Here is a 13,480-nt window from a genome sequence, read left to right on the forward strand (position 1 = left end):
TCGTCTGCACCTCCTTATCGTGTTTTTTCTTTGTCCTTTGCGGATTTCGTGTTTTCTTTTGCGGCTGGTTCTACGGTATGACCGTTTCTCTCGCAAAGCTCGGCAAATTCGCAGATATGGTAGAGATTTGTGCCGACCTCCAAATGGTAGTCGTCGATATATCTGCAAGTTCTCTCCATTGTTTTGCCGTCGCCGAGCTTGATTGAGATTTTTTCTCCGTCCGCAATGCGAAACTGCTCCTGATAGTGCGGGTTGATAAATCGGATACCTCGCTCAGCGTTTTTCAAGTGGGCATTTAGCCACTCTTTCTGATAGCAATAGCAGTACAGATTGTACTCGCCCCTGTTGGGGTTAAATCTCATAAGATAGCTGTACTTTCCCGTATCAAGACGGATGCCGTAGTGGTTGCAGTCATCATTAAAGGAGCTGTCGGGAGTGGAATAACAGTAAGAGGACATAGCCTTTCTGCCGGACAAAACATCGCCGTCACGCAATCCGTTTATGACTTCATCAAATTCAGCCTTAAATTCATCGGTTTTCAAGTCTTTTCTGAAATCGTTCCAAGTCGTCCAAAACTCGTTCCCGTTAGAACCGAAGTCGGCTCTCAAATATCCGATAAGACCGGTCTGCATAGAGAGCTGCTGACTTTGGCTGAAGGTGTATTTACGCTCTGCTTCGGTCAATACTCTGTAATCCATTTTCATCACCTCGCTTGTTCGTTTGTTTGTCTTTGCTTTGGAATAGGAAAACCATAAACTCCGGCAATGTCATCGCCGAGCCTTTTGGTAACTCGTGTGATGTCGGCTCTTGTGGCTTTTCCGTTATAGATTTTATCTTGCAGATTTTCAATCTGCGTATCGGTAACACCGTCTTTGAATACACGGTAAAGATAATGGTTTGTACCGTCGTGATGAACGGCGTCGGCACGAAGGTCGCCGTACTTATCCACATACCATTCGTTGTAATCGGTATCGGAATAAAGGCAGTCCTTAATGTTGCCGGAATCAATCATCTTGTAGCCCGACACTCTGCCGTTCCATCTGCCGAGGTCGCCGATAACAATAATCGGCTGTGAAAGCTGAATATTGAGATTTACTCGTTCATCATAAAGATTTTCGGCATTGGATTTTACCATAATGTCGTAAAGCTCATCATCGGAATATCCGGGATACAGTTCCTCCAAAGACTCTCGCCAATCATCAAGGTCAAGGCTAATGTCGCTCCAAATGATATGGCGGTCATTCTGTTCCTGCCTGCTCATCAGTGCCACCTCCCAAATAAGAGAACAGCTTATTGGCTTTGGTCTGCTTCTGAAACTCGATAATCAGACTCATATCCGGAATAGTGATACCCGGAATTTTCAAAATGCTCTCCATGTCGAGCTGCTGCAATTTCTTTTCGGTATTGCAGCCTGCGTCAAACAGTTTCGTCAGAAGCTTTGTCTTTTGCTGAAAAGTGAAATTTTCCTTCATTGCTTTGTCCTCCTTATCGTTCTTTGTCTTTATTTCGCTTCTTGTTTGAAAGCTCTTGTGCCTTTTCCTTTGCCCATTCAGGCAGACGCTCAGGCTTTATTTCGCCCATAACATCCATTCTTTCATATCGGGTTGATTTGCCGGTGTGAAGATTGGTACAAAACACGGCACTTCCACGGCTGTTTGCCGACGCACCGAAACCACCTGTAACATAGTAGAGCTGTCTGTCGGCTCTCTGAAATTCAGGCTTTAATACCTTGGGGTCAATGGCTATGATTTTGCCGTTGATGTCTTTGGAATAGTGGTCGGGGATACAGTCGGCTTCTGTTATGAGTGTGATTGGAATATCCAGTTTTTCGACCTGTTCCTTGAAAAGCTCCGCTTCATTTGCCACACGGCTTCCGAAAAGGTGTACGATTTCGATATAGTCATCGCTTACCATACATTCCGAACACAGTTCAAACAGGTCGTTTCGCTCTGCAAAGCCGCACATAAATTTATCGCCGTTTGTACTTTGCTCATTGGAAGCCAAGATAACTTCCTTTTCGCCCACATTGACCGAGCAAAGAACAGTGTATTCACCGATTTTTCTTTTTCCCTCGTTCATATCCACACCTCAGCTTACTTCAATCACAATTCTGATGTTTCCGCAGTCGCAGCCACTGCACTGCCTTGACAGTTCGGGAAATAGGGATTGCACTCTCTGTCTTGCTCTGCGGATAGTCTCAAAGCACGGCAAGCCGTAGCCTTTATAGTTGTTGACTATATCCTCAAGCGGTAAATCTCCGACTCTCATATAGCTGTATCGGTTGTAATAGCAAAGGATAAGCTGCATATCGTCATACCTCGTTTCGGGGCATTCTCTGAGTATTGCAAGCACCTTGCTGTCAACCGTCTTTTGCTTATTCATAATGCACCTCCGTAAAAGAACGGTGGGCGAAGTTTTCACTCCGCCCACACAAGCGTTCCTTATTTCTTTCTGTTCTTAATCTGCAAGAAGATAAAGCCGCCGATAATAAAGGCGACTAATACAACTGCTACGATTGTTTTAGCGTCCATTACTCATTGTCCTCCTTCTTCTTTTTTCTGTACGCAACAACGGCTGTGCCGACAATACCGAGGGCAGAAAGTCCCGCAAGTGCCGTCCACAAGCCCACATTGCTGTTATCTCCGGTCTTTGGTGTATCTCTCAGCTCATTGTGCATTTCCACAACGGTAGTAGAACCGACCTTTACGGTTGCAATCTTATCCGCAGGAAGCACATAGGAAGCAGAAACACTATCCTGAACCTCGGAAATGGTGTAATCGCCGATACGAAGTCCCTCGATAATGATTTCGCCGTTCTTATCGGTCGTGAAGCTTCGGTCGTAACCGTTTACTCCTGTAACTCTGAAAGTGAAGCCTTCAACCTTACCGTCAGAGGAAGTTTTAACGATTTTCAGGTTTCCTTTCATAGCTGTGTTAATAAAGCCGACGCCGGCTTTGTTTTCTACCTCGTAGGTGGTTTCATCTTTTTCAATGAAAACAGAGTACACACCCTTATCAAGCTCAAAGCCATCCGGTGCTTTGGTTTCTCTTACAAGGTATTTTCCGTAAAGAAGTTCCTTCATCTCGTAAATACCGGTAGAGGTTTCGGAGAGAGTTCCGATAAGCTCGTCGGCGTCATCCAGTTTACCGTCGCCGTTTACATCTTTGTAAACCTCAAAGGTCGCTCCTGTCAGCTTGTTGTCCGGGTAATCTTCATCGACCTTAGTCAACTTGATATTGCCGTGAACATACTCATTGACGATTTCGACCTCAATGACCTGAGCGACCTCGGAGATTTTAACTTCATAAGAAGTTTCATCAAGCACGAAGCCCTCCGGCTGCTCGATTTCTCTTACAAGCCAGTTGCCATACGGTACTTTCTCAAAAGAAAAGCTACCGTCTTTTTGGGAGGTAGCAGTCATCAAAGCATTTTCTTTTGTAAATTCGGTTTCATCAGCCTTAAACAGACCGATTACAGCACCTCCCAGTGCTTCGCCGTTTTCGGTAATCTTCTTACCGGAAACAGAACCGTAAATGAGCTTGTTTTCAATCGGCTTGCCGTCATTGACCGCAATCTCAACATTTGCGGTATCCTGACCGGCATAGCTGAAAGTGAACGGATACTTGGCGTCGGTAAGGATATAATGCTCATCGGTGGCAAGTTCCTTTACATAGTAGCTTCCGAAAGGAAGGTCGGTTTTGATAACAGCCTTGCCGTTCTCGGAAAGTGAGATAATCTCAATCAGTCCGTCTGCCGGAATAGAAGTACCGCTTGCAGAAACAAGTTCTTCTGCGGCGAAAAGTCCGAAGCTGATATTCTTCATTTCATCGCCGTTGCCGATATTGAAGATGTCGTTCTTTTCAATAGTCTTTTCAAGACTTACCGCTACTTTCTGCCTGTCGTTTACAAAGCTTGTGGCGGTTTCGGTTACAGACACTTCCTGACCGGCATAAGTCAGCTCAACATCGTGAGCTTCTTTGTTGATGACCATACCCTCCGGTGCAGTAATTTCAACCACCGTATATTTTCCGAGATAAAGCTCCTTACTCTTGGCAAGTCCGTTTTCATCTGTGGTAACAGTATCTACTACCTCGCCCTTTGCATAACGGAGTGTACCGTCGGGAGTGATAATATCTTCTGCTGCGCTAATCTCATAAACTGCACCTGCAAGACCTTTCACTTCATAGACAGGCTGATAAATCACATCGGCGTTTTCCACGCCGGAGATATTTACCCCTGAAAACACCTCGCCGGTCTTTTCAATGCTGACTGTACCTTTCTGTGCCATATTAGGCTTATCGACCTTAATCACGGTAATACCACCCTCATCGGAAGAATGTTCCTCTGCCACATCAAAGTACACCGGTGTGCTGTCAAGCACATATCCGTAAGGAGCCTGAACTTCTACAAGAGAATATCCCTTGCCGTATTCCAGTTTTTCCGGTGTCACAAGCTGTCCGTTTGCGTCGGTGTAGAAAGTATCAATCGTTGTCGGAGTAGGATAAGTGAAGGTCATTGTTACCTGATTGCCGTCAGGGTCAAAGATTTTGAAGCCTGCACCGGCATAAGGAATGTTTTTACCGCTTTCTGCGTCCACCTTGACAACCTTGATATAGCTTTCAAAGTTTGCGTTGTTGATAAGATAGCGGTAGGTCTGTCCGTCCTGAGCAATGAACACATCAAAGTTCTTCATCAGCTCACGACCTTCCCAACCGGAGGTCTGATGAACGGTATATACGCCGTAAGGCATATCCTTTGTCTGCCCGAAACCGTTTTCATCACAGACAATGACATCTCTTTCATCTTCTTCTGCTGCGTCAAAACTGCCGGAAGATTTGAGATAGATTTCAAAGGTTGCTCCGTTTTCCGGTGTTTCAATCTGAGTTTCGCCGTCATCGGTGTGCTTGATAATGGCGATATTGCCTTTCATAACCTGTTCGGTAACATCATTTGCTGTCTGATTGTGTTCCACCGTATAAAGCTGCGGTTCAGCACCGACCTTGTGAACAGTCGTATCAAGCAGATAACCCTCGGACGGCGTGATTTCACGGATTGTCCAGTCATTATCACAGACATATTCCTTTGTGGTAAACTGCCCGTTCTTATCCGTCACATACTTGTCCACAAGGGTTTCGCCTTTATAGATACCGTAAACTGCTCCGGCAAGGGTAGCGTCGCCCTGCGGTGTGCCTTCCTCTCGGTCGCTCTTTGTTACGGTTACGCTGAACTTTTTGAGAATGTTCGTGAAGTTTCTTGTGGTTACTTCTTTCCAGTTAATCGGTGCGGTCTGATTTGCAGGCACAACATAACGGATTGCGGTATCCACTTCCTCAATGGTGTATGGGGTAGTGCCGCTGATAAGCACATCATCAAAAGAAGCAACACCGTTCTTATCTGTCACGGCATACTCATCGACAGCAATACCGGAAAGAGATGTGCCGTAAAGATGGAAGGTAACGCCCTCAACCAAGTTATCCTCAGAAGATTTGATGACCTGAAGATTACCTCTTTTGAGAACATTATTGAAATTGACCTTTGACACCTGACCGGCAACAACAGTTACTCTGTGAACCTCCTGCGGAACATATTTGTCGATAGACTGTTCTGTTACCGTGTAAACACCGGGCATAAGGTTATCCAGTTGGAATTTACCGCCGTTTGCGGTTGTTACAGTCTGATTGACACCGTTACCGCTTATGGTAAACTGAATGCCGTCAACCTTTCCGTCCTCACTTGTCTTTACAATCTGACAAGAGCCGTAGCTTACCTTCATTTTGACAAAGCCGCTGACAGGGTCACTGACCTCCTGAGCATAAGTGACCACATCCTGAATGCCGTTTCCGTTCTGATGGATACCGTCAGACCATACGACAACACCTCTGCGGACACCGTTCTTTTTTGCGGCTGTGATGGTAAATTCCTTGCTCGGAGCTTTCTCCATCGAAACAGTCAATTTGTTTCCGCTGACAGAGAAAGAAACCCCGTCAATGTTTGCCGAGAAGTTGTAATTGCCAAGCACACCGTTTGTATCGGTGAGAGTAGCAACATACTTGCTTCCGTTCCATTCAAGCTCGTTTACCTTTGCAGAACCGCTTGACCTTGTGCAGAAGCTCGGCACTTTGGTGTGATTCTGAACACTTGTTACCATACTGTTGTAGTACGACAAGATTTTACTGCGGAGTGGGTGTGCAGTGCTTACACATTCAAGCACGGCATTGTATCCGCTGGTAGAAACGTGATTAAAGCCTGCGTCTCTTTCTCCGACAATCGTTTCCCAAATCAAAATCTGAGTGGCATAAGCGTGTGCGATGCAGTTTGCGTCGCTTTCATTCTGCGACTTCCAGCTTGTCGAAATACCTCCACGGTAGCCGTACTGCAAGATACGACCGATAAGCAGGCGAATGTCATCGCCGGAAATCGTTCCGTTCGGGCTGATGTTATTAAAGAAGTTCTCGTCCTTTTCGGTGAGAGTATCTCCAGTCCGCTGACCTGTACCCGGTTCAATACAGTAGGCAATATTGCCCGAATACGAACCCATTGCACGAAGTCCTGTATATTTTGTGGACAAGCCTTTCCAACCGTTCATATAGTTGAGATTGCCGTGTCCCCATTCGCCGTTGTTATTGGTATCTCCGCTTCGGGGATAATCGACGAGGTACACATCGGCTTTTTCTCCTACGGCTGCAAAGGCTGTCGTTGCCCCAATGCCCGTAAAAGCAGTAAGGCTCATAACCGCCGCCAACATAAGCGAGACGGCTTTCTTGAATTTTGTTTTAACCATTGCGTTTTCCTCCTTGAAATGCAAAAACGCACCGATTTTACTCAGTGCGTCCGCTTAAAATTATTTTGTTTTAGCAGTAGCCGATATAGATGTTGTAATCCGTATCGGATAGCTTTTCTGTCCATATCCACACAGCGGTAAAACCCTCGCTGTTCTTGTATCGGTTCAGTCTGCTTTCAATATCAGACTTGATACCGCTTCGGTTAGGATTTGCGGATATGGGGTTGTCCCAACATTCTGTCGCCGTGATGTCAAGAGAAAGCCCTATGCTTACCGCATACTCTTTTGCGTAACTAACATAAGGGCTGACATCGAATGTCTGCTTGTGCGGCTCTGTCGGTTTCGGTTCTGCCGGCTTTTCAGTCGGTTTTTCAACCGGCTTTTGTTCGGCAGTTGTCTGTTCTTTTGGCTGTTCCGTTTGTTTTTCGGGTTCAGCCTGCGTGGTTGTCTGCTTCGGTGGCTCTGCCTTTGGCTTTTCGGTTGCAGGAGTATCAGCCGTTTTTTCTTCCGCCGGTTTTGTCTGAACAGTCGCAACCGTCTGCCTTTCAGCGGTTGATTGGCTTTCTTCTGCCGTAATCGGTGTTTCTTCCTGAACTGTCGTGCTTTCCGGTTCTTCTGCCGTTTCTTCCTGAGAATCTGTTTCGGTATTACCAGCCGGAAAAGAAGTCTCTGTTTTCGTAATCTCCTGTGCAGCTTCTTTGGCTGTGTTACCGTTACAACCTACGAGGAAAATCATCAGGCAGGCAAGAACACAAGGTATCAGCCTGTTTTTCATATCCATCGCTCCTTTCTGCCTTAATCGTAATCAAAACCGGTCAAAACATCAAAGGTGCGATTGGCTGAACTTTTTATCGTAGCAGACATTTTGCTTTTGCTCCAAATGTGCGAACCCTTTTATAGACAGCTATATGTTATTAGAGATAGATATACTCAAGGGAGATAGAGTATATTTTTCAGCAGGTTAATAGCCGGTATATATAGGGGTTAGAGTGTGAGAAAGGGGGAAGGCTATCGGCTGTCACGGTCGGCTCTGCTTCGCAGAAACTTGTTGTAATGCTCCAATGCCTTGCACACAAAATCCTCCGTTTGGCTTATGGGAATATTCTTCGGGATAAGCTGTCGAACCCTATCGCCCCTCAAAACAATTTTCTCCCTTTGGTTTGGTTTTTCCTCCGACATAATCGCTTGGATTGCTTCGGTTGTGAGCTTGCCCTCCTCAAAGAACTTTCGCATACGGATTGTTTGGTCGTGGGACGGGGTTGCGTCGTTCAGGTCGATTTCATCAACCACATCACGCTGACTGTCCTCATCGAGAAAAGACAATTCAACCGCCGGTCGCATTTTAATTCGCCCCTCATCAACATATTCCAAAAGTTCGGGAACAAGGTTTGTAAGGCGAATATATCTGCGAACTTGGGTTTGACTGTCACCCGACTGCTCTCCAATTAGTTGTGCTGTTTCTTTTCCGCTTGACTTCCAACCCACTGGGTCGGAAGTTAGGTCTGTTCTTTTGCCTTGTCTGCTCAATGCTTCCAAACGCATTTTGTAGGCATAGGCTTTTTCCGAGGGAAGTATCTGCGACCTTTGGTAGTTGCTCTCAACCATTAAAATCGTGGCTTCGTCTCGGTTCAGTTCAACGACCTCACAACGGAGAGTATCAAACCCGGCAAGCTCACAGGCTCGCTTTCGTCTGTGTCCCGATATGAGTTCGTATCTGCCGTCCTCTTTCTGCCTTACCGTCGCCGGAGTGATTACCCCTCGTTCCTTAATACTCTCAATGAGCTGTGCCATATCCTCGTCATCACGCACCTTAAAAGGGTGGTCGGGGAAATCGTCAATCTCAGTCAAGGGAATATCTCGGATTTTTGAAAGTTTTTCTTCATCTCTCTGTTCCTGCGTCGAGAATAAGTCATCGAGCTTCGTGAGAGTGAAGTCGCTCTTTCTTCCTGCCATCGGCTAACACCTCCTTTGTAAATTCGGTGTACGCTTTTGACACCGTGCTGCCCGGTTCGTAGGCAAAAATGCTCTTGCCTTTGGAAGAAGTCTCTGCGGCTTTTACGGCAATCGGGATATATGTTCGATACATCTTGATTTGACTACCGAAGTTCTCTCTCAGAGCTTCTACCGTGCTTTTGGCGAGGTTGGTACGGCTATCCACCAAAGTGAGAAGCATACCGTCAATCTTTAAGCCCGGATTGATACGCTTCTTAACTCGTGAAATGGTCTGAACAAGCTGCGTCATACCTTTTGCCGGTAAATACTGAGCCTGAACAGGAATTATTACGCTGTCTGCCGCAGATAGAGCATTGATTGTTACCATTCCGAGGGAAGGCATACAATCTATTAAGATATAGTCGTATTTCTCCTTCACTTCGCTGAGATAGTTTCTCAATGCCGTCTCTCTGCTCATTGCGTTGACAAGGTTAAACTCCATTGCTGAAAGCTCAAGGTTTGCCGGAATAAGGTCAACACCTTCGTCGTGGTGCAGAATACCGACCGTAGGGTCATTCATCGTTTCATTTATGACATCTGTGAGTTTCGTTGCAAGCGTGATACCCAAGTTGTCTGTATCCTGCCAACCGAGACAAGTGGTTAAGTCGCCCTGTGGGTCTGCGTCTATGAGCAGCACTTTCTTTCCCTGCATTGCAAGACCGACGCCGAGGTTTACCGTAGTGGTCGTCTTTCCAACTCCGCCTTTTTGATTGCATATCGCAATCGTTTTGCAGTTCGACACTTTGTGCGTCCTCCTTTCGTGAAATTCATAGCCATCGCAGTATGGCTATGTACTTGACCGGCTCATTTCCTAACCGGTCGGGCAATATTTGTTCTCAACACCCCTTGCCGAGCAATAAGCTCACGGGAAGTCACTAAGGAACAGACTGCTAATCTGTATCATAGGAATTTCACCTCTGCCGGGTACTCCGCCAGCTCCGTAGAGAAGTATCATTATCCTTCTGACTGTCATCGCCGTAACAGGGGCAACCTGTTACCTATACCGGGAGTTCTCGCTGTTCTGCAATGCAGAAGTCACGGCGTACCCGATAAGGTGGCTAAAATCATCAGAATTAAAGTCTTAGTGAATGGTTTATTCAGTTGTCAAAATACAAGTGAAAGGGCTGACCTTTTCGTGGCTCGGAATTAACCCCTTCACTTGTTTGAAATGGGAGAGCGTTTTTGGGGGGTGTTTTTTCAAAATTTCTTGAAAATTTTTTTGCTAACAAAAAAAGCCACCTACTTTCCTCTTAATTGAGGTCAATAGACGGCGGGTAGAAATATTCATAATTTTGGTGTATAATAGGAAATTAAGAGAAAGACAAATTTGAATTTTTTGTGGAGGTGTTTATATGATATTCCTAAAGGTATTGGCTGTAGTTCTGGGATTGGCATTCCTTCTGTTTGGATACTTCATTTACTTTAAAAAGAAATACAATCTTATCAACGGTTTTGAGGCGGATTTCAAAGCCGGTCGGAAGAAAGAAGAATACGCAAAGAAAGTGGGAATGATAGAGTTTGTTGTTGGTATAGTTCTGCTTATCACAGGTGTTGCACTTATTCTGTTTGCCTAATAAATTCTAGTTTGTCTAACTTACTCTAAATTAGCAAAGACCGCTTACAAAAGTGTAGGCGGTCTTTATTCGTGTTCAGATATATTTGATTTTGAACTTTCTTTTCTTGGCTGAAAGCACCTTGCAAATAATATCATCTGCTGCGTCCGTGTATCTGCCTTGTGCTATCAGGCTGTTCTTCAAACGGATAAGTGATTGCAGCACTTCGCTGTATTCGTCCTTGGAAAGGTATAAATGATATTTTTGTTCTTTCAAAACAACCACCTCCTGTTACCGCAATTATATAATAAGAAATGGCATAGAAGTAGTGTGCGATTGTCGCTTGACCACCCCTAAATGAACGAATTAACAGGGTAACGAACGCCTTATTCATTAGCAGGAATTTTGCTCGAATTTTTCTGCCATTAGCAGAGAGGGCATTTTCATTAGCAAAATAGCGAAAATCCTGCTAATTTTTATTAGCAAGTCGTTCACCTGAAAGGCGGACGACATTCGTCCTAATTTCCATTAGCTGACGGAGATTTTGCTAATGAAAATCTGTGAATTTTACGATTTTTCACTTTTTCCGTAAAAATGAAAAAACGCCGGAAACCCTTGATTTTACTGGGTTTTCCGGCGGAGTTTTTGGCGTTCCCGAGGTGATTCGAACACCCGACCTACCGCTTAGGAGGCGGTCGCTCTATCCAGCTGAGCTACGGAAACATCTTTAAAATCTATTCAATTTTAGTCTTAAACTTACTCAATGTCAATCGCCTTTGCCCGAAAGGCGGTCGTTATAACATATTCTTAGGAGGCGAGTGCTCTATCCAGCTGAGCTATGACGACACATGCCGCAAACCCTTGATTTTACTGGGTTTCTGGAATTTTTTTCTTCGGCCATATATAAGATTATCAACTCTTTTTCGAGTTGCCAATCTACAGATTTTTTCGAGTTGGTAACATTAGAACGTTCCCAAATTTGGAAATGCTTTGTTGTCACCATTGGCATTTTTCAGAATAGATTCGAACTGAAAGTTGTTTTTCATTTTTTCCCTTTGGGGAATGCCTCGGCTATCTCTTAGGAGGACCCCGTTATATCCATTTAACTATGGGAACTTATCTGATATAAAATAAAAACGTTCTCAAACAAGAACGTTTTTATTTTATCACTTAACCGATAAAAAAGCAATTAGTTTCTTACTTTTACCATGCCCTGTAACCAGATTTTTCCTTTAAATCTTCTGCCTACTTCCGGTACTCCTAACATATCATCTTCATTGATACAGATATCATAAATAAGATCATTTGTATCGATCGTTATAGTATAAATTTTCTGGTCGGTAATGCGATTTGTTGTCTGACTGACATTTAGAATTTCTCCTAAAACTGCATACTGGTCACTCTCTATTCCATACGGCATAAAACTGGTATCTACAATACTAAAGATATCTTCATTTACAATTCTCCTTGAAAGCATAGAGTAAGTGTCAATATCTTCTAACGTCAGACTTTCGATTGCATCTTCATCACCTTCTCTTGCAGCTGCGATCAGATGATTCCTTGTCTGGGTTGTTTTTTCATTTTCTAATATCTGCTTTTCACTTTTTATGATCGGCAGCAAAATCTTTCCTTCGGATGCCAATCCTGCCAATGTAGCAGAAAGCTGTGGCTTAAATCCTTTTTCCCATTTAGATTTTTCCTGTAAGTACTCTGCGACATTCTGTAAATAAAAAACCAAAGTAACACCTACTTTTAATTCATCACAGACAGCCGCATAAGATTCTTTTTCTGAATGTCTTTCAATCTCAATACTTTCCTCACTGGTTACTCTGCTTCCACGAAAATATGGATAGTAATAATCCATCTGAAATTCTTCATTTTCTGAATAGCCGCCACAAACTGTAATTCCAATGGATTCTCCAAAATCCTTTGAAAATTCCACAAATGTATTTCCCTGTGAATCCTCAGCCATATTCATATAATTTGGCTGATCCACTACCTGACTTAAAATTTCTTCAAGTTTTATATTCCCTATTTTATCAAAGCCAACTGCTTTTAAGAAACTATGCATTCTAATCCTTTCCAATAGCACTATTTTAGAACATATGTTTATAACATTCTATAAATTCCGTTATTCTGTTCACACTCTAAATCAAATACCTTTTCACCCATGATTTTTCCATCTGCTTCTGTCAATTCCATGATCACCGGAAATTCAGGATATTTTGTCTGTTTTTTCACTATTCCGTACTTTCCATTGGTAAGTTCCACTTCTGTTCCTACCGGATATTTTGCTATCATAGAAAATAATGCAGTCATTGCTTTTTTGTCATATTTATTTTCTGATTTCACAAGAAAATATTCAATCACCTGATCGATTGGATATCTTCTACATTCCATACCTGAAATCAGACAATCAAAGGTATCACAAAGCTGTAAAATCTTACATTCCATTTTCTGATTCTTCTGTTTTAGAGGAAATCCGGAACCATCTGATTTCTCGTGATGCGACAATATCATCTCTTTTGATATTTCTGGAAGCCAATCCTCTTTTCCATCTAAAACAGTATATGCTAATATCGTATGTTTTTTGTATTCAAACATTTCTTCCGGACTTAAAAGTGTAAGATCCCTGTCTATATAGGATACTGTAATATAGCGAAGTCCAAGGTCATGCAATAATGCACCGACTGTAATTGCGTACAACTGCCCCTTAGAAAGTTTTAACTTGCGTGCTGTCAGCAGAGATAATATTGTAACCCGAAGTGTATGTTCATACAGATTTGTTTTCTGATATAACATATCATAAACCTTATCCAAATCCATTTTGTTTGTATATTCTACAAGATCAAAAGCTAAGTCCTTAACAGAACGAAGGGAAGCTCTTTCCTTATAAATATGATTTTCTAATAATTTCTGAATACGGTTAAGATTCGTTTCTTTTTCTGTTTCTGTAATCAGCCATGTAGGCTGTTCATAGGAACTGTACTTATCTTCTATTTGTATTTCTGCGATATTTAAAGAAATCAATATGTCCATATATTCCCTTTTCAGCTCTGTGCCTTTAGGAAGCAGAACCTCTCCTTCTTCTGTGCACACAGGTAATGCTAATATCTCATTTTCCTGCAGCGACTCCACCTTTTTTGTTTTCATC

Annotated in this window: 13 protein-coding genes and 1 tRNA gene; 1 reads left to right on the forward strand and 13 read right to left on the reverse strand. The window is 43.4% G+C overall.

The genetic code is table 11. The features are described from left to right. Positions 1-14: 14 nt before the first annotated feature. The 9 genes from H8S17_RS13470 to H8S17_RS13510 all read right to left on the reverse strand — a co-directional run bounded on the left by H8S17_RS13470 (position 15) and on the right by H8S17_RS13510 (position 9,515). Complete coding sequence (locus H8S17_RS13470; protein ID WP_015573070.1) at positions 15-698, reverse strand: hypothetical protein; 684 nt, start codon at positions 696-698, stop codon at positions 15-17. A 5-nt stretch (positions 699-703) separates the two neighbouring features. Beyond that, positions 704-1,261, reverse strand: coding sequence for a hypothetical protein (locus H8S17_RS13475; RefSeq protein WP_024721694.1), 558 nt, complete (start codon positions 1,259-1,261; stop codon positions 704-706). Then, positions 1,239-1,472, reverse strand: a complete 234-nt coding sequence (locus H8S17_RS13480) for a hypothetical protein (RefSeq protein ID WP_015573071.1) — start codon at positions 1,470-1,472, stop codon at positions 1,239-1,241. Before H8S17_RS13480 ends, H8S17_RS13475 begins: the two co-directional genes overlap by 23 nt. A gap of 13 nt (positions 1,473-1,485) precedes the next feature. After that, positions 1,486-2,079: a hypothetical protein gene (locus H8S17_RS13485; RefSeq protein WP_015573072.1), complete on the reverse strand. Its 594-nt coding sequence runs from the start codon at positions 2,077-2,079 to the stop codon at positions 1,486-1,488. A 9-nt stretch (positions 2,080-2,088) separates the two neighbouring features. Next, positions 2,089-2,382, reverse strand: a complete 294-nt coding sequence (locus tag H8S17_RS13490; RefSeq protein ID WP_003525240.1) for an exodeoxyribonuclease VII small subunit — start codon at positions 2,380-2,382, stop codon at positions 2,089-2,091. Positions 2,383-2,530: 148 nt separating this feature from the next. After that, positions 2,531-6,781, reverse strand: coding sequence for a SpaA isopeptide-forming pilin-related protein (locus tag H8S17_RS13495; RefSeq protein WP_015573073.1), 4,251 nt, complete (start codon positions 6,779-6,781; stop codon positions 2,531-2,533). Positions 6,782-6,851: 70 nt separating this feature from the next. Then, a complete protein-coding gene (locus H8S17_RS13500; protein WP_024721696.1) occupies positions 6,852-7,556 on the reverse strand; it encodes a hypothetical protein in 705 nt (234 codons plus the stop codon). A gap of 233 nt (positions 7,557-7,789) precedes the next feature. After that, the gene (locus tag H8S17_RS13505) at positions 7,790-8,734 is read right to left on the reverse strand and encodes a ParB/RepB/Spo0J family partition protein (protein ID WP_024721697.1); all 945 of its coding nucleotides are present in this window, start codon (positions 8,732-8,734) and stop codon (positions 7,790-7,792) included. Continuing rightward, positions 8,691-9,515, reverse strand: a complete 825-nt coding sequence (locus H8S17_RS13510) for a ParA family protein (protein ID WP_024721698.1) — start codon at positions 9,513-9,515, stop codon at positions 8,691-8,693. The genes H8S17_RS13505 and H8S17_RS13510 overlap by 44 nt, the downstream gene beginning before the upstream one ends. Before the next feature lie 610 nt (positions 9,516-10,125). Here H8S17_RS13510 and H8S17_RS13515 point away from each other — a divergent pair. After that, positions 10,126-10,347, forward strand: coding sequence for a DUF3784 domain-containing protein (locus H8S17_RS13515; protein ID WP_015573075.1), 222 nt, complete (start codon positions 10,126-10,128; stop codon positions 10,345-10,347). Positions 10,348-10,422: 75 nt separating this feature from the next. Here H8S17_RS13515 and H8S17_RS13520 read toward each other — a convergent pair whose 3' ends face one another. From H8S17_RS13520 to H8S17_RS13535, 4 genes are all read right to left on the reverse strand, one after another. Continuing rightward, entirely contained in the window at positions 10,423-10,602 is a 180-nt protein-coding gene (locus H8S17_RS13520) for a hypothetical protein (protein ID WP_024721699.1), read from the reverse strand. Between the two features lie 370 nt (positions 10,603-10,972). After that, positions 10,973-11,049, reverse strand: a tRNA-Arg gene (locus H8S17_RS13525). Positions 11,050-11,515: 466 nt separating this feature from the next. Next, positions 11,516-12,397, reverse strand: coding sequence for a DUF3881 family protein (locus H8S17_RS13530; protein ID WP_186867626.1), 882 nt, complete (start codon positions 12,395-12,397; stop codon positions 11,516-11,518). 38 nt (positions 12,398-12,435) lie between these two features. Beyond that, on the reverse strand, positions 12,436-13,479 hold the full coding sequence (locus H8S17_RS13535; RefSeq protein WP_186867627.1) for an HD-GYP domain-containing protein: 1,044 nt from the start codon (positions 13,477-13,479) through the stop codon (positions 12,436-12,438). Between the last annotated feature and the right edge of the window lies 1 nt (position 13,480).

It is taken from the genome of Roseburia zhanii, assembly GCF_014287635.1.
Taxonomy (GTDB): domain Bacteria; phylum Bacillota; class Clostridia; order Lachnospirales; family Lachnospiraceae; genus Roseburia_B; species Roseburia_B zhanii.

Coding starts and splice junctions, on each gene's coding strand:
- H8S17_RS13515 (WP_015573075.1), top strand. CDS start 10,126: ATGATATTCCTAAAGGTATTGGCTGTAGTTCTGGGATTGGCATTCCTT.
- H8S17_RS13485 (WP_015573072.1), bottom strand. CDS start 2,079: ATGAACGAGGGAAAAAGAAAAATCGGTGAATACACTGTTCTTTGCTCG.
- H8S17_RS13475 (WP_024721694.1), bottom strand. CDS start 1,261: ATGAGCAGGCAGGAACAGAATGACCGCCATATCATTTGGAGCGACATT.
- H8S17_RS13505 (WP_024721697.1), bottom strand. CDS start 8,734: ATGGCAGGAAGAAAGAGCGACTTCACTCTCACGAAGCTCGATGACTTA.
- H8S17_RS13500 (WP_024721696.1), bottom strand. CDS start 7,556: ATGAAAAACAGGCTGATACCTTGTGTTCTTGCCTGCCTGATGATTTTC.
- H8S17_RS13535 (WP_186867627.1), bottom strand. CDS start 13,479: ATGAAAACAAAAAAGGTGGAGTCGCTGCAGGAAAATGAGATATTAGCA.
- H8S17_RS13470 (WP_015573070.1), bottom strand. CDS start 698: ATGGATTACAGAGTATTGACCGAAGCAGAGCGTAAATACACCTTCAGC.
- H8S17_RS13530 (WP_186867626.1), bottom strand. CDS start 12,397: ATGCATAGTTTCTTAAAAGCAGTTGGCTTTGATAAAATAGGGAATATA.
- H8S17_RS13480 (WP_015573071.1), bottom strand. CDS start 1,472: ATGAAGGAAAATTTCACTTTTCAGCAAAAGACAAAGCTTCTGACGAAA.
- H8S17_RS13490 (WP_003525240.1), bottom strand. CDS start 2,382: ATGAATAAGCAAAAGACGGTTGACAGCAAGGTGCTTGCAATACTCAGA.
- H8S17_RS13495 (WP_015573073.1), bottom strand. CDS start 6,781: ATGGTTAAAACAAAATTCAAGAAAGCCGTCTCGCTTATGTTGGCGGCG.